Below are 15,399 nucleotides of genomic sequence, written 5' to 3' on the forward strand. Positions count from 1 at the left end.
ATTTTATATCATCATGAGAAAATTAGCCTCTTTATTATTTGCACTTACCTTTATATTAACTTCTTGTACGGGAGATCAAGGTCCTCCTGGCTTTGATGGACAAGATGGATTGGATGGAGTTAACTTTGTGGGACAATCGTTTGAAAGAACAATTGATTTCTTGCCTGAAAATAACTATGAAGAGTATATTGTTATTCCAAGCTCAATCGATCTTTACGATACTGATATGACTTTAGCATATGTACTTTGGGAACAAGATCCTGTTACAGGTAATGATGTATGGAGATTAATCCCTCAAACTATTTTTACTGATTCTGGAGAATTATTTCAATATAATTATGATTACAGCTTTGACGAAGTCCGGTTATTTATTGACGCTCCTACCAGCTTCGATTTTAATAGTTTATCATCAGCTGCAACATTAAACCAAACTTTTAGAATTGTTGTTCTACCAGTTGATTTTGTAAATAGCAGTGATTTAGATATCACAAATTATGATGATGTCATGGAATTCGTTGAATAAATACTCGAAATTTTAACGTTATATTTTAAAGCTTGGAATCAATTTCAAGCTTTTTTTTATTTCTAAAATTGTCATCTTTGAATTAACAAGATGCTATATTTGTAGCAAACAAAAACGATTTCTTACATGGAGTGTATTTCAGTTTTCGACATGCTTAAAATTGGTGTAGGTCCTTCAAGTTCTCACACCTTAGGACCTTGGAGAGCAGCAGAACGTTGGATTAAAGAGTTGAAAGCTAAAAAGCGTTTTGATAAAGTTGAAAAAATAACGGTAGATCTTTATGGATCTTTATCATTAACCGGAAAAGGACATGCCACAGATTTTGCTGTCATTTTAGGTTTAACAGGTGCTGACCCTGAACGCATGCCTATTGAAGACATCAACTCAATTATTGATGATGTTAAAACGACTAACGTTTTAATGTTTAATAATGAAAGAGCGATTCCTTTCGATTTTAAATCCAATATTGTTTTTAACCGAAAAGCGCTACCCTTTCATTCTAACGGCATGATTTTTACTGCGCTAATTAACGGCCGGAATTACAAATACACCTACTACTCTATTGGTGGTGGATTTGTAGTGCAAGAGGAACGAAAAGTCTCTAAAGCCAATAAAATAATATTCTACTGTACATTTCCTTATCCCATCGCTTATGGAGAAGAACTTCTTAAGTTTTGTGATCAATTACAACTACCTATCTCTGGTGTTGTCTTAGAGAATGAAAAATCAATACGAGATGAAGATTCTATAAATTTTGAATTAAAACGCATTTGGAATACCATGCTAGAATGCATGTACACAGGCTGTCATACTGAAGGTAATTTACCAGGCGGCTTAAATGTAAGACGACGTGCTTTTGACATGCACAAAAATATCATTGGCGATCATACTTATCATAATCCACAAGAATGGTTAGAAACCATTCGGAAAACGGAAGTCAAGTTTCGTCAAATATTAAAATGGGTCAGTTGTTTTGCTTTGGCCGTCAATGAAGTTAACGCCTCTTTGGGTCGTGTGGTAACCGCTCCTACGAACGGAAGTGCTGGTGTTATTCCATCGGTATTAATGTATTATTTAGTGATTGAAAATCATGAAGCGGATTTTGAACATATTAAAAAGTTCCTTTTAGTGGCTAGTGAAATTGGCAGTATCTTTAAAAAGAATGCCACTATTAGTGCTGCTATGGGAGGCTGCCAGGCCGAAATTGGAGTCTCTTCAGCTATGGCTGCAGGTGCTTTAACCGAATTATTAGGAGGAACACCAGAACAAGTTTTAGTCGCTGCAGAAATCGCCATGGAACATCATTTAGGACTCACCTGCGATCCAATTGGTGGTTTAGTACAAATCCCATGCATAGAACGAAATTCTATGGGAGCTATAAAAGCCATTAATGCCGCAGAATTGGCCTTAGATACGGATCCTAAAAACGTAAAAGTACCTCTAGATAAAGTGGTACAGACTATGTGGGAAACTGCAAAGGATATGAGTTCTAAGTATAAGGAAACTTCTGAAGGTGGCTTAGCGGTTGGAGTTCATTTGACGGATTGTTAATTTCGACTTCGCTCAGTTATCCAAAAGAGCCCATATTATCCTTTATAATAAAAGTAAAATTTAACGTGGACAGCAGTTAATTAAATTTTAATCTTTAAATTCATTTGACCTTTCATAATCTTTATAGTCTATTTGGTGGTATTGATTCAGTAATTGTATTTGTTCATCATTATATTCTAAATTCACATATGAAGGATGATTCATATCACTTCGAATTGAACCCTGAATTATGGCATCTTTCTGTCTATCAATAAAAAGTAAATACAACCTAAAACATTCCTGTAAATATATTTCTAATGTATAAGGGTTTTCGGAATATGGTTTTTCAAAATCAACATATTCTTGAGTAGATGTACTGATGTCTTCAAAAGTTATGTTTACTAAATCTTTATCATCATGAACTTCTAAAATTAAACCAGGTAATCCATGAAATTTCCATGGACCAGTTGATACTGGTATTTCATAAGTAAACCAAACTTCATAATTTCGTCCTCTGAAATTTTCTGTTGTTGCTTTATAACAAAGATACTCTCCAATATTTTTTGTTTCTTCTGTGATTTGCCAATTAAAATCTATATTCTTTTCACTAACAATATTAATATAATAGCCATATAGTTGTCTAGATGTGAGCTCTTTGTTATCTATATCTAAATAAAATCGATTTCCAATTTTATCATAATTTCCAAAATGAGATATGCCGTTAATTCTTCCTGTTCTGTCTTTAACAAATCTACGGAAACCTTCCGCTTCTTCTAAGTGAACATTGTCGTACACAAATAGACTTGTACTGTCATTATAATATAATTTTGATTTATATGGAAGTCCTTCAGAATAACTATTTAAATTAAGATTAAAGGTATAAGAAACCTGTGTTAACTTTTCATCATTTTGGCAGTAACTAAAAGCACTTAAAATCGTAATAAATAAAACAAAGCTTTTTTTTAACATTTGAAATATAATTAGCAGAAATGTTAAGGTAATATATTTTTCATTTCAAACATAATTCGGTGTAAACTATTCAATTTTACTATTTTTACATTCAACTAATAAAAACACAATGTCTACAGCAAAAAAAGAATATAAAAGAATCACGGTTAAAAGCCTCATAGATATGAAATCTAGAGGTGAAAAAATATCAATGCTTACGGCTTATGATTATACCATGGCTAAAATCGTTGACGGCGCTGGTATTGACGTCATTTTGGTCGGTGATTCTGCAAGTAATGTTATGGCAGGGCACGAAACTACATTACCCATTACATTAGATCAGATGATTTATCACGCCTCTTCTGTTGTAAGAGCTATCGATCGTTCTTTGGTAGTAGTTGATTTACCTTTTGGAAGTTACCAAAGTGACCCGAAAGAAGCCTTGCGTTCTGCCATTAGAATCATGAAAGAATCTGGCGGACACGCTGTTAAAATGGAAGGTGGAAAAGAAGTCAAAGAATCTATAAAGCGCATTTTACATGCCGGAATTCCTGTTATGGGTCATTTAGGATTGACACCTCAATCTATATACAAATTTGGAACTTATACGGTCAGAGCCAAAGAAGAGCAAGAAGCAGAACAACTAAAGCACGATGCTTTAATGCTTGAAAAAGCAGGATGTTTTGGCATTGTTTTAGAAAAAATCCCTGCAGCATTAGCTAAAGAAGTTGCTGAAAGCGTTTCTATTCCTGTCATCGGAATTGGTGCAGGAGCAGATGTGGATGGCCAAGTTTTAGTATTACACGATATGCTTGGTATGACTCATGAGTTTAATCCTCGTTTTTTACGTCGCTATATGAATCTTTATGAGGAAATGACAACTGCTATTGGTCAATATGTAGATGATGTGAAGTCTGAAGATTTTCCTAATGATGAGGAACAATATTAATATAGATTGTTGGATCTTTGGATTATTGGATTATTGGATTGTTGGATTATTGGATTGTTGGATTATTGGATTGTTGGATTGTTGGATAAGTTGATTAAAATGAGATTACCAAAAACTTAAATATTAGTAATTACTTGTCAATTAATAGTTGAAAAACAATGCATCGATTTAAAGATTTAGAAATTTGGAAAAAAAGCAGACTATTTTGTACTTCAATTTACGAAATCACATCTAAATTCCCTGATTCTGAAAGATTTGGACTCACCAACCAATTAAGAAGAGCTTCTGTCTCTATACCTTCTAATATTGCAGAAGGCTCATCAAGAAGTTCTAATAAGGATTTCTCGAGATTTCTTCAAATTACCCTTGGCTCTGCATATGAAATTGAAACACAATTATTAATTGCATTTGATTTAAAATTTATAAGCAATCAAGAACTAAACGATTTACTAAAAGAACTTGAATCCATTATTAAAATGACCTCAAAATTTAAATCTACACTCAATTGAATTCAAAGATCCAAAGATCTAAAAGTCTAAAGATCTAATAATCCAATAATCCAACATGTCTAAGAAAATCTTATCAAATAAAAACAACCTACAAGTTATTCACGAGGATAATCACATCATTGTGATTAACAAACGTGCTGGTGATATAGTGCAAGGTGACAAAACAGGAGATAAACCGCTGAGTGAAGTGGTTAAGTCGTATTTAAAGGACAAATATAATAAAGAAGGGAATGTTTATCTAGGTGTAGTACATCGTTTAGATCGACCAACCACAGGTAATGTTATGTTTTCAAAAACAAGCAAAGCTTTACCTCGACTTAATAAATTATTTGCAGAAAAAACTGCCAAGAAAACCTATTGGGCATTAGTAAAGCAACAGCCACCAAAAACTGAAGATACGCTTGTGCATTGGCTAAAAAAGAATCCTAAAAACAATAAATCTACCGCATATATTAAAGAAGTTGAAGGCAGCAAAAAAGGAATTCTGCATTATAAAGTCATCCAAAAACTTGATAACTTTTATTTACTTGAAATTGATTTAGAAACCGGAAGGCATCACCAAATTCGGGTGCAATTAGCCTCCATCGGCTGTCCCATAAAAGGGGATTTAAAATATGGGTTTGATCGCAGTAATAAAGATGCTAGCATTAGTTTACATGCTAGAACCTTACGTTTTGTACATCCTGTAAAAAAAGAAGAGGTATTTATTACCGCACCATTACCAAACGATCCACTTTGGAATGCCTGCAATGTTTAGGTAGTTTTGTAGGGATATTTCAAGGACAAACTAGTACCCTTTTCAATTTGTGACTCCAAAAGAAGTATTGCATTTAATAATTCTGCTCTTTTCCCCATATTAATAAGTCCAGAACCCTTTTCAGCTTTACTAACATCAAAACCTTTACCATCATCCTCAGCTTTGATGTTTAAGACGTCCTCTTTATACTCTAAAGATACTCGCAAGTGCTCAGCTTCAGCATATTTTAGGGTGTTTGAAAAAAATTCTTGAAGAATTCTAAATAAGATAATTTCATCTTTTTTATTCTCAAAATTTACCTTCTCTCCTGTTATTGATAATGTAGAATCAATAAGCCCCGATTTATTTAAGCGGACCACTTCATTTTTTAAGGTTGCCTCAAAACCTAAATTAAAGATGACATCGCTATTTAGTGATCTAGATAACGCTCTTACTTCATCTAATGTGTTTTTTAGAGTTTCTGCCGCATTATTAACTTTAGTCTTAGCTTCGTTATTCACAGCGGTTAAAGCCGCATTCATTTGCATTGTAGACATCACGAGCATTTGCCCAATATTGTCATGCAATTCTCTACCAACATGTTTTAAGGTTTCTTCCTGAATTTCTTGTTGCGTCTTTAACAACTCTTCATCAAATCGTTGCTGCTGTTCAGCATTTCTTAATAAAAGCTGATTTTTCCGTTTTTGGTAAAAGACAAAAAAGAGAATGACTAATGAGCATATAATGATTAATACAATAATCATATATATAATTAAATTCCGTTCTGCCTGAGTACTAATTATTGGGCCTTTGGCTTGCAAAATAGCAACGCAGCTGATAACGTCATATAAAGAAAAATGTTTAATGATAAGTGAATTTTCCATTTAAAAAGTACATAAGCCCAGTCGTCTTCCAAAAAATATGATTCAAAAAACTCTAATGGGATAACTATTAGAATCCAAATAAAAAAAATAGCATTAAAATAAAAATACATGGATTTATAGAACAAAACTATTTTCTCCGATGCTAAGGTCTCAAAAAAGTAAATGATTATGGATAAAATCACGATCCATAAGCTAGCAATACTTATAAATTCATCGGAAACAAATAAGTTTTCAAATTTAAATATGATATATAATATAACTTGCAACAGATAGATATAAAAACCATATTTAATAATTTGCTTAAACCGAACCGTTTTAACGATTTTATAATTCACAAAAACCATGATGAACGCTAAACCAATCCACCAAAATAAAGTGTACCACCAATAATTACTTTCAATCAAAGTACCTTCAATGAGATGAAAATAACCTATATCCCTTAAGTAACTTGGATAACCGCCAATTAAATCTACAAAAAATGCATATACTAAAAAGTAAATGATATACTTAACTGGTGTGTATTTAAATTTTTTAAAAGAAATTACACCAATAATTGCGGCAAATAATTCTACCAAAGACGTAATTAAACTATAATTTTCTTTAAGAAAATCATCCATAAAAAATACTATTGAGGATAATTTGCGCCTGGTGGCATGCCTTCCTTACCAAAATTTAAACCATCGGAATCCTCTAGGTCATTGCCTCCATCTTGCGTAGCTATAAAACCACCTTCAGAGGTGTTCTTGTAGCCTGTAGGCACAAACAGTAATGTGGTTAAACCTACAGATTCTTCAGTATCTGGATGCGCACCTAAATACAAACGTAATCCATCTAGTGTATTTCCATTGTCTAAGGCCTGCTGCTTTGCATAAGCTATATAATTCTCTATATCTTCTATTTTATACCAAGATGATCTGTTATCTCCTGTTTTAGAATTTTTAAATAACGAATCATTTATAATCTCATAACGCTCATTATAAGCTTGGTCTAATGTTTTAATTTCTTCAGGTGTAATTATACCTGATGGTGGCTTAATTGTTGGCGGTTTTGTTGACATATCTTGGTTATTGTTTAAATAGTAATACATAGCTAGTGCTCCCAATAAAATTCCTAGAATAAGTGATCCGAATTTTTTCATGATAATTAGTTGATTTTGTAAATAGTGGGTGTAAATTATTACTTTTATCTAACATAAAAAATTTATATCAAACGTTTTCGTACTTTAAAATTCACGTCGTCTTAGTGTTAGGTTATTACCAGTAGTTTTCTGACTCAGCATATTGACCGATTTTTCAGTTAATTGCAACACTCTAGGATAACCTCCAGTGGTTTGACAATCTCGCATTAAAACGATAAGTTGTCCTGATGGAGTTAGCTGCACCGTTCCTGGTAATACAGGAGATGTCAATACAGATTCTAAATCATTATGAACTAAAGGCTCTAGCTGATATGCCATACGATTGTTATATTTTGAAACTTGAAACGTACTACTAAAAAGCATATTTTTCTGGTATTTAGCGAGTTGATCAAATTCTGGCCCTTTCATAACATCCAAAGTGTCCTCATTCAAATACAAGTTATCAAACTTTAGCTTTGCGTTTTTAGGAATTATAACATTTGAAGCATTACTCATTTCTAAATAGTCCCCTTTTTGAATTCTGAAGTTATCTGTTATCCCTTTTAGCATACTTCTACTACCTAGCACCATTTCGGTTAAAACACCACCTTTTACAGCCAAATACGTTCTAAAACCATTAGTTAATTTTCCAAAAGTCAGCATATCGTTCACATTCACAATAATAGATTTAAACATGACGATGGGTTTACCATTCAATTTAGGACGCATATTAGCACCAGTAACAGCTATCGTTGTAGCTTCTAAAAATAGTAAATCAGCACCTGTCATTGTCATTTCTATAACTGCTGCATCTTTAGGATTACCAAGAAGCGCATTTGCGAATTGACTAGAATACGCATCCATAGCACCAGAACATGGAACCCCATAATTTAGATACCCTAAACGCCCTTGATCTTGAATCGTGGAATAGAATCCTGTTTTTAAAACCTTAATCATGTAATTCTAAGGTTTTGAAATCAAAGTTTTGATTGTTGACTTCGGATTTTATATTTTGATATTCTGATTTTGAAATCGGATGAAATTTTACTTGATCTCCTGCTTTTATAAAACACGGTGGATGTTGTTTTGGATTAAATAATTCAATGGGAGAATTTCCTATAATATGCCAACCTCCTGGACTGTCTTGTGGATAGATTCCGGTCTGTTGTCCACCGATGCCAACGGCCCCTTTTTTCACCTTCAGGTTAGGTATCGTTTTTCGGTCTAAATGCAAGCTTGAATTAAGTCCACCTAAGTATAAAAATCCCGGTAAAAAACCAATAAAATATACCGTATAAATCGTTTCAGAATGTAACCTTACAACAGCATCTTTTGAAAGGTTTTTTACTTTAGAAAAATCATCCAAATCCATTGCAAATTCTTCATCATAGCAAACAGGTATTCTAAATGTTTTAGAATTTGTTTTTTTGACATCTCTTTGAATTGAATATAGTTTCTTCAAGTCCAAAATTCTATCATTGACATTATCAATAGTTATTACGTAAACAATTAATATTGAGCTATATGAAGAAATTACTTCAACTGATTGTTTAGGGTATTTATTTTCAATCACTTCTTTAAAAACTAAAACATCTTGGAGTATGTTTTCATTAATATCCGCTGGCCATTCTATTAAAATAGAACGCTCATTGTATTGCGAATATCGAAGTTGAAAGCTCATGATTTTTTATTGAATTTAAAAATTGTTTTTCTTTAAATTATCAGATAAAAACCTTAAAATTTCAATGGCATTATCTGTATCTCCATGCACACAAAATGTTGATGCTTTAAGTGGCACTTCTACTCCACTTACGGACGTCACTTTTTGATGTTTTATCATGTTCAAAACATGATTCAAAACAGCCTCCTTTTCATGTAAAACAGCATCATTACTTTTTCGAGAAACCAATGATAAATCTTCGTTATAATTTCGGTCTGCGAATGCTTCAAACACAACTTCAACATGGTCTTTTTTTGCTCGTTTAGCGATCACAGAATTATAAGGTGCATATAACTTAACTGAAGAAGAAAGACTCTTAATGACTTCAATAATCACTCCTGCTGTTTTTTCATCTTTAGCAGCTAAATTATAAAGTGCTCCGTGAGGTTTTATATGATGTAAAACTGCATTTTCATGATGCAAAACAGTTTGCAAAGCACTTATTTGATCTTTTAGGCTCGCATATAAATCTGAATCCGAAAGCTCCATAAGCACTCTTCCAAAATTCAATTTATCTGGAAACGAAGGATGTGCACCAATTTTCACCTTATAACGCATAGCAAGCTTTACAATAGAGGTCATGCTCTCCAAATCACCTGCATGACCACCACAAGCTATATTACAAGACGACAAAAACGGCATAAGCTCCGCCTCGTTACCTATACCCTCTCCTACATCTGCATTAAGATCTATTTGTAACTTATTCTTCATTTTTTAGATCACATTAAATACACTTAAAACACCTTTCAGACCTAAAAATATAGTAATTACGACTATAATAAGTCCTAACACATTTTGAAGTTTCGAATTGACATTAACTCCTAAAACGGATGATTTATTCATTACCCACAATAAAAATCCTGCAATAACAGGTAATAGTAAACCATTAGTGACTTGAGCAAACTTTATGATTTCAATAGATTTAAATCCACTACTAGAAAACACAACTCCCAATACCACGATAATCATCCAAACAGATTTAAACTTTTTAGATTTTAAATCTGGCTCCCATCCTAAACATCCGCTAGCTACAAATGCAGCCGCCAAAGGCGCCGTAATCGCACTCGTAATTCCCGCAGCAAACAAACCGATGGCTAAAAAGTATTTTGCAAAACTCCCAAATAAAGGCTCTAATCCTAAAGCCAAATCCGACGTATTAGTAATAGGTTGTTTTTGAATGGCTGATGCCGCAATGATAATACACATAGAAACCGTTCCGCCTAGAATCACAGCAACCATAGTGTCTTTCCTTGCTAATGGCAAGTCATCTTTATATTTCCATTTGGTCTTCGCTAAAGATGCATGTAAAAAGAGATTGTACGGCACAACAGTGGTCCCGATTAATGCAATAATCGTTAAAATACTACCTTCTGGAGCCACGGGAATCATGATGCCTTTTAGGATTTCTAAAAGATTAGGCTTTGTAAGAATTGCCGTCGTTATAAACGCGAAACTCATAAGAATCACTAAAAACACAAAGGTTTTTTCTAAAACTTTATAATTTCCGATATAAAGTAACACAAAAGCAATGGCACCTATAATTAAACTCATGATATTGAAATCCAACTGACCAACTTCCCAAATCACATTTCCAACAATGGCCTCCATTCCTAAAGCACCTCCACTAATGTTTCCGGCTTCGTAGGCCGCATTCCCAATAACAATAGCACTGATTATTAGAAGTACAGCTACACTTTTTACAATTGGATGTTTAATTTCTTCTCTAATAATTTCAGACAAGCCTTTTTGAGACACGATTCCCAATCGCGCTGCCATTTCTTGTAATATTACCGTCGCAAAAATAGATAAGGCCATGGCCCACAACAATGCGAAACCAAAATTAACTCCCGCTAACGTGCAAACCGTCACGGTTCCTGGACCAATAAAAGCGGCTGCGACTAAAGGTCCTGGACCAATATTCTTGAAGAATTTCTTCATTCGTTATCTATCGAATTTAACGCGTAAATAGCGAAACTCCCTAACCAATGTCCACCTTCGTAGCTATCTCCTACAATACTAGGTAGTGAATAATTAATATGTTTATTCGCTAAATTTTGAAGATGTTTATATTCTGGTAAATCTTTAGCAATATAATTAAGACTCCATGCTCTTGAAAAGTTGACACCATCGAGATGAACTAATTTACCGTCAGTTCTATCAGAGACTTCACCTACTGCAATATCAAACGTTTCACTACTAAGCTGTGGCATAAAATCATTGATCCACGCTTTAAATTCTGTTACAGACAACACACGCTTCATTAAAGCTGCCTCTTCTAAACATGGCGACAAAAAATCGAAACCACTTGGCTCCCATTCTATTGGACAATCCTGATCATTTTCATAGAAATCCTTAGCCCTTTTTTCTATTAAAGTCATTAAGTCTTTATGATTAACGGCAACTGCGTAATCATAGGCAAAACTCAACCCAAAAGCCGTATTAGGATGTTCTCCTACTCTGATTGGATAATTTAATTTGGGTAGAAATTCTAAATATTTACCAACAATCATATCCGTCATCGGTTGCAAATTAGCTTCCAACTTACGAGCCAACGGATTATCCCAAGTGTGTAATTCTTCTGCAAGCTTCAATAACCAGGCCCAACCATAAGTGCGCTCAAAAGACGAATTGTATTCACCTTCAAAATAGACTAATTCTTGCGCTATGTTTTCCTTTGAAATATTCTGAAGTAATTTTTGGCCAATTTCCGCTCTATTATCCAAATCAGGAAACTCCTTTAGCAAAGACACCAAACTCCAATGCCCATGAACGGCTGAATGCCAATCGAAACAACCATAAAATGCTGGATGTAATTCTTTAGGTGTTTTTAAATCGGAAGCACTCCCAATAGTTTGATTGAGCTTATTAGGATATTCTGTGTTGATACAGTTAATAGGTAATTGTGCTAAGCGATTCGCTTGATCTATATTTATAACAGCCAGCTCTTCAACCTCAACACTAGATTTACTAGGTGATTCAACTTTTTTATCTTCTGAAGAATTACAACTTAATACGATTAAAAATAAGATAAATAGATATTTATTCATTTTAGCTAGGTTTTAGATGGTAAGTAAAAATACAATTTATAGCATCATGAGTAAACTAAAAATAATTTATATATTTAGACCGTTAAAAATCAGCTTGTTATATTTTTAAAAATTCACACAATACCCTCACCAATGTCTAGAGCACAAAATCAACTTAAACACCCATCTTTTAATTTAATTTATATCACCTCTATTCTAACTTTATTGCTATGCTGTTCATTCCATCTGAATGCACAATCAGACTATCATAATACAGATAAAAAAGTTAAGAGGTTATTAAACAAAGCTAATGAAGGCAATCCGAAATACCAATACCTTCTAGCTAAACATTATACCGACACTTATTCAAAAGATTACAATATTTACAAAGCGTTTAAATGGTTTAAATCTGCAGCGGATAATAATTATGAAAAGGCGATAACATATGTTGCAGATTCATATTTTTATGGAAAAGGAACAACACAAGATTATAAAAAAGCCTTTGAATATTACGAAAAAGCTTCAAAAACTAATGACCAATATGCAACCATGATGAAAGCAAGAATGCTTTTAGGTGACATGGACCACCCAAAAGATTTAGCGTTATCAAGACGATTAATAGACAGCTTATTAAATGATGGCTATAAAAGATCTGGATGGGTGTTAGCTGAATTTTATATGCAAGGCCTAAATGTTAGACGAGATTATGCAAAAGCTATTCATTTACTTATCGATGCACGAAAAATAGACCGAAAAACGCGTATGGATCCTATTGTGGATTGTAAAATAGCCGAGATTGGCCATTTTTACCCTTATAATAATTACAAAGAGCGTGTAAGACAGATGAAGGACGATGATTTTACAGAAGAACAAATAGAGCGTTACAGTAAAGCAATAAAAAATAGAACAAAATGCTATTTACAAGACATAGGTGAATGGGAGAAATACGTTTGTGATATCGCTTTATTTTGGCCTAAAAACAATAAGGGAAATGATTTTAAAAAAGCGTGTAAAGATTGCTTTGAAAACAGCAAAAGTTCTGGTAAAACAAAACAAGTAGAATATCTTTATGCAGACTACATTCTTAGAAGTAACTACAGCACTGAAGAAGAAAAGCAATTTGCCTTAAACATCAAAGAACAACAAAGTGCAACCGACCCAAGTTTACAGTACAAGCTAGCTCAACTTTACAGAGACGGCTCAGAAGACACAGATAAAGATCCTGAAAAAGCATTGTTTTATTTTAAGGAAGCAGCTAAAAATGGCTATCAAGATGCTTTTAGTCCTTTAGCTAAACTATTAATTGAAAGTAACAATACAGAGGATATTAAGCTTGGGTTGTATTGGCTAGAACGAGCTAAAGATTACCCTACTTTAGCAACCCATTACACCAGAGGTAAATATATCAGTAAAGATTATAACAAAGCCTACAATTACGTGATATTAGACATCAATTGGGAACTAAATCCATACAATGCCCTATCATCCTATAATAAACATTACGATACAGATAATTTATACATAGCCATGCAGTTATGCGGTGTTATGGACGACTGTAAATCCTCTGAAACTTATAATAAATTACAAGACACCTACAACTCTCAAACGTTTTGTCACAGTTGCCAAGGAAAAGGAAAACATGTGTGTAAAAAATGTAATGGTTCTGGTTACTACTATCCAAATGGTGGCTCCCAAAGTTACACCTGCACAACATGTGATGGTGATAAAATACTAAAATGTGATGTCGTTATAAATCAGCCTAGCAGTCGAATAAAATCTAATTTTAGAAATATTCAACCCATGAAATAAGCATTTCATATTATACCCAAACAAAATGATAAAACGTTTACCCCAACCAACCATCACGATCTAAACTACGGTATTGAATCGCTTCACTGATATGCGCACCCAATATATCTTCAGACCCTTCTAAGTCAGCTATTGTTCTCGCAACTTTAAGAATTCTATCGTAAGCTCTAGCGGACAAATTTAAACGCTCCATTGCTGATTTTAAAAGTGACATCGAAGCGTCATCTAACTTACAATATTTCCGGATTTGCTTAGTATTCATTTGCGCATTGTAATGGATATGCTCCAAATCTTTAAATCGTTGCGTCTGTTTTTCCCGAGCTTTAGTCACGCGTTTACGAATCTCTACAGAAGATTCTCCTTGGCGCTCATCAGATAGTTTTTCAAACGGCACTGGAGTCACTTCAATATGAATATCAATACGATCTAGTAACGGTCCCGATATTTTACCCATATAGCGTTGCATTTCTGCAGGTGAGGATGTTATAGGAGCATCCGGATCATTAAAATAACCGCTAGGACTAGGATTCATACTTGCCACTAGCATAAAAGACGACGGATACGTTACCGTAAATTTTGCTCTAGAAATTGTCACTTCTCTATCTTCCAAAGGCTGACGCATAACTTCTAACACTTCGCGTTTAAACTCTGGCAACTCATCTAAAAACAACACTCCATTGTGCGATAAGGATATTTCACCGGGTTGTGGGTAACTTCCACCACCTACTAAAGCGACGTTGCTTATTGTGTGATGAGGGCTTCTAAACGGTCGTTGCGCCATTAAACCTGTATGCGCTTTTACTCTGCCAACGACCGAATGAATTTTTGTGGTTTCCAACGCTTCATGCAAAGTCATTGGTGGCAAAATACTTGGCAATCGCTTTGCCAACATGGTTTTACCAGATCCTGGAGGACCAATAAGAATTATATTATGGCCACCTGCTGCTGCTATTTCCATACAACGTTTAATAGACTCCTGACCTTTGACATCGGCAAAATCAAACTCTGGAAAGTCTAAACTTTTATAAAACTCTTCACGTGTATTAATTATGGTTTGCTCTAAAGGTTCACCATTTTCAAAGTGATTAATGACTTGCATGATGTTCTCAACTCCAAAAACTTTGATATTATCTACAATAGCCGCTTCTTTACTATTTTGAATGGGTAGGATGATATTTTTAAACCCTTCTTCTCGCGCTTTTACAGCGATTGGCAAGGCTCCTTTAAACGGCTGTAAACTGCCGTCTAAGGACAATTCCCCCATAATGAGGTAATCCTCTAAGTTTTCCGCTTTAATTTGATTAGACGCTGCTAAAATTCCGATCGCTAAGGTTAAATCATAAGCCGAGCCTTCTTTTCGCAAATCGGCAGGTGCCATATTAATCGTAATCTTTTTTCCTGGAATTCGGTAACCGTTATTTTGAAGGGCAGCTGCTATTCTGTAGTTACTTTCTTTAATAGCATTATCAGGAAGTCCCACTAAATGATAACCCACTCCTTTATCAACATTTACTTCAACAGTTATGGTCGAAGCCTCTACACCGAAGACAGCACTTGCGAAAACTTTTTTAAGCATGAATGATTAGTTTTCTTAAAAGTAAGAAAATCAGCGCAATAAAAAAACCTTTCAAAATTTAAACTTGAAAGG

At 34.0% G+C, this 15,399-nt stretch carries 16 protein-coding genes; 6 read left to right on the forward strand and 10 right to left on the reverse strand.

What is annotated here, in order from left to right:
- Positions 1 to 13: 13 nt before the first annotated feature.
- Together KO515_RS16265 and KO515_RS16270 are read left to right on the forward strand one after the other, a co-directional pair.
- Entirely contained in the window at positions 14 to 523 is a 510-nt protein-coding gene (locus tag KO515_RS16265) for a dihydrolipoamide dehydrogenase (RefSeq protein WP_215937394.1), read from the forward strand.
- Positions 524 to 649: 126 nt separating this feature from the next.
- On the forward strand, positions 650 to 2,074 hold the full coding sequence (locus KO515_RS16270; RefSeq protein ID WP_215937395.1) for an L-serine ammonia-lyase: 1,425 nt from the start codon (positions 650 to 652) through the stop codon (positions 2,072 to 2,074).
- An 87-nt stretch (positions 2,075 to 2,161) separates the two neighbouring features.
- Here the strand turns inward: KO515_RS16270 and KO515_RS16275 are convergent, their stop codons facing one another.
- Positions 2,162 to 3,022: a GLPGLI family protein gene (locus KO515_RS16275; RefSeq protein WP_215937396.1), complete on the reverse strand. Its 861-nt coding sequence runs from the start codon at positions 3,020 to 3,022 to the stop codon at positions 2,162 to 2,164.
- A gap of 109 nt (positions 3,023 to 3,131) precedes the next feature.
- On the opposite strand from KO515_RS16275, the gene panB reads away from it, so the two are divergent.
- From panB to KO515_RS16290, 3 genes are all read left to right on the forward strand, one after another.
- Positions 3,132 to 3,950: a 3-methyl-2-oxobutanoate hydroxymethyltransferase gene (panB, locus tag KO515_RS16280; RefSeq protein WP_215937397.1), complete on the forward strand. Its 819-nt coding sequence runs from the start codon at positions 3,132 to 3,134 to the stop codon at positions 3,948 to 3,950.
- Between the two features lie 158 nt (positions 3,951 to 4,108).
- Positions 4,109 to 4,459 carry a four helix bundle protein gene (locus KO515_RS16285; RefSeq protein ID WP_215937398.1) on the forward strand — a complete coding sequence of 117 codons (351 nt, stop codon included), beginning with the start codon at positions 4,109 to 4,111 and terminating at the stop codon, positions 4,457 to 4,459.
- Positions 4,460 to 4,514: 55 nt separating this feature from the next.
- Complete coding sequence (locus tag KO515_RS16290) at positions 4,515 to 5,216, forward strand: RluA family pseudouridine synthase (RefSeq protein ID WP_215937399.1); 702 nt, start codon at positions 4,515 to 4,517, stop codon at positions 5,214 to 5,216.
- On the opposite strand, the gene KO515_RS16295 is transcribed toward KO515_RS16290, so the two are convergent.
- The 8 genes from KO515_RS16295 to KO515_RS16330 form a co-directional block, all read right to left on the reverse strand.
- Entirely contained in the window at positions 5,213 to 5,959 is a 747-nt protein-coding gene (locus KO515_RS16295; protein ID WP_215937400.1) for a sensor histidine kinase, read from the reverse strand. The two genes, KO515_RS16290 and KO515_RS16295, sit on opposite strands and share 4 nt — an antisense overlap.
- A gap of 35 nt (positions 5,960 to 5,994) precedes the next feature.
- Positions 5,995 to 6,696 (reverse strand): hypothetical protein, encoded by a 702-nt coding sequence (locus KO515_RS16300; RefSeq protein WP_215937401.1) that lies wholly within the window; start codon positions 6,694 to 6,696, stop codon positions 5,995 to 5,997.
- Positions 6,697 to 6,704: 8 nt separating this feature from the next.
- Positions 6,705 to 7,217 (reverse strand): hypothetical protein, encoded by a 513-nt coding sequence (locus KO515_RS16305; RefSeq protein ID WP_215937402.1) that lies wholly within the window; start codon positions 7,215 to 7,217, stop codon positions 6,705 to 6,707.
- Positions 7,218 to 7,301: 84 nt separating this feature from the next.
- The gene (locus KO515_RS16310) at positions 7,302 to 8,153 is read right to left on the reverse strand and encodes a biotin-dependent carboxyltransferase family protein (protein ID WP_215937403.1); all 852 of its coding nucleotides are present in this window, start codon (positions 8,151 to 8,153) and stop codon (positions 7,302 to 7,304) included.
- Positions 8,146 to 8,877 (reverse strand): 5-oxoprolinase subunit PxpB, encoded by a 732-nt coding sequence (gene pxpB, locus KO515_RS16315; RefSeq protein WP_215937404.1) that lies wholly within the window; start codon positions 8,875 to 8,877, stop codon positions 8,146 to 8,148. The genes KO515_RS16310 and pxpB overlap by 8 nt, the downstream gene beginning before the upstream one ends.
- Positions 8,878 to 8,892: 15 nt before the next feature.
- On the reverse strand, positions 8,893 to 9,627 hold the full coding sequence (gene pxpA / locus KO515_RS16320) for a 5-oxoprolinase subunit PxpA (RefSeq protein WP_215937405.1): 735 nt from the start codon (positions 9,625 to 9,627) through the stop codon (positions 8,893 to 8,895).
- Positions 9,628 to 9,630: 3 nt separating this feature from the next.
- Positions 9,631 to 10,854 (reverse strand): Nramp family divalent metal transporter, encoded by a 1,224-nt coding sequence (locus KO515_RS16325; protein ID WP_215937406.1) that lies wholly within the window; start codon positions 10,852 to 10,854, stop codon positions 9,631 to 9,633.
- On the reverse strand, positions 10,851 to 11,963 hold the full coding sequence (locus KO515_RS16330) for a DUF2891 domain-containing protein (protein WP_215937407.1): 1,113 nt from the start codon (positions 11,961 to 11,963) through the stop codon (positions 10,851 to 10,853). The genes KO515_RS16325 and KO515_RS16330 overlap by 4 nt, the downstream gene beginning before the upstream one ends.
- A gap of 132 nt (positions 11,964 to 12,095) precedes the next feature.
- Between KO515_RS16330 and KO515_RS16335 the strand changes: the two genes are divergently transcribed.
- Positions 12,096 to 13,751: an SEL1-like repeat protein gene (locus tag KO515_RS16335; protein ID WP_215937408.1), complete on the forward strand. Its 1,656-nt coding sequence runs from the start codon at positions 12,096 to 12,098 to the stop codon at positions 13,749 to 13,751.
- Between the two features lie 37 nt (positions 13,752 to 13,788).
- On the opposite strand, the gene KO515_RS16340 is transcribed toward KO515_RS16335, so the two are convergent.
- On the reverse strand, positions 13,789 to 15,327 hold the full coding sequence (locus KO515_RS16340) for a YifB family Mg chelatase-like AAA ATPase (protein ID WP_215937409.1): 1,539 nt from the start codon (positions 15,325 to 15,327) through the stop codon (positions 13,789 to 13,791).
- Between the last annotated feature and the right edge of the window lie 72 nt (positions 15,328 to 15,399).

This window comes from Winogradskyella psychrotolerans, from assembly GCF_018860545.1.
GTDB lineage: Bacteria > Bacteroidota > Bacteroidia > Flavobacteriales > Flavobacteriaceae > Winogradskyella > Winogradskyella psychrotolerans_A.

Coding starts and splice junctions, on each gene's coding strand:
- KO515_RS16265 (WP_215937394.1), top strand. CDS start 14: ATGAGAAAATTAGCCTCTTTATTATTTGCACTTACCTTTATATTAACT.
- KO515_RS16270 (WP_215937395.1), top strand. CDS start 650: ATGGAGTGTATTTCAGTTTTCGACATGCTTAAAATTGGTGTAGGTCCT.
- KO515_RS16275 (WP_215937396.1), bottom strand. CDS start 3,022: ATGTTAAAAAAAAGCTTTGTTTTATTTATTACGATTTTAAGTGCTTTT.
- panB (WP_215937397.1), top strand. CDS start 3,132: ATGTCTACAGCAAAAAAAGAATATAAAAGAATCACGGTTAAAAGCCTC.
- KO515_RS16285 (WP_215937398.1), top strand. CDS start 4,109: ATGCATCGATTTAAAGATTTAGAAATTTGGAAAAAAAGCAGACTATTT.
- KO515_RS16290 (WP_215937399.1), top strand. CDS start 4,515: ATGTCTAAGAAAATCTTATCAAATAAAAACAACCTACAAGTTATTCAC.
- KO515_RS16295 (WP_215937400.1), bottom strand. CDS start 5,959: ATGATTATTGTATTAATCATTATATGCTCATTAGTCATTCTCTTTTTT.
- KO515_RS16300 (WP_215937401.1), bottom strand. CDS start 6,696: ATGGATGATTTTCTTAAAGAAAATTATAGTTTAATTACGTCTTTGGTA.
- KO515_RS16305 (WP_215937402.1), bottom strand. CDS start 7,217: ATGAAAAAATTCGGATCACTTATTCTAGGAATTTTATTGGGAGCACTA.
- KO515_RS16310 (WP_215937403.1), bottom strand. CDS start 8,153: ATGATTAAGGTTTTAAAAACAGGATTCTATTCCACGATTCAAGATCAA.
- pxpB (WP_215937404.1), bottom strand. CDS start 8,877: ATGAGCTTTCAACTTCGATATTCGCAATACAATGAGCGTTCTATTTTA.
- pxpA (WP_215937405.1), bottom strand. CDS start 9,627: ATGAAGAATAAGTTACAAATAGATCTTAATGCAGATGTAGGAGAGGGT.
- KO515_RS16325 (WP_215937406.1), bottom strand. CDS start 10,854: ATGAAGAAATTCTTCAAGAATATTGGTCCAGGACCTTTAGTCGCAGCC.
- KO515_RS16330 (WP_215937407.1), bottom strand. CDS start 11,963: ATGAATAAATATCTATTTATCTTATTTTTAATCGTATTAAGTTGTAAT.
- KO515_RS16335 (WP_215937408.1), top strand. CDS start 12,096: ATGTCTAGAGCACAAAATCAACTTAAACACCCATCTTTTAATTTAATT.
- KO515_RS16340 (WP_215937409.1), bottom strand. CDS start 15,327: ATGCTTAAAAAAGTTTTCGCAAGTGCTGTCTTCGGTGTAGAGGCTTCG.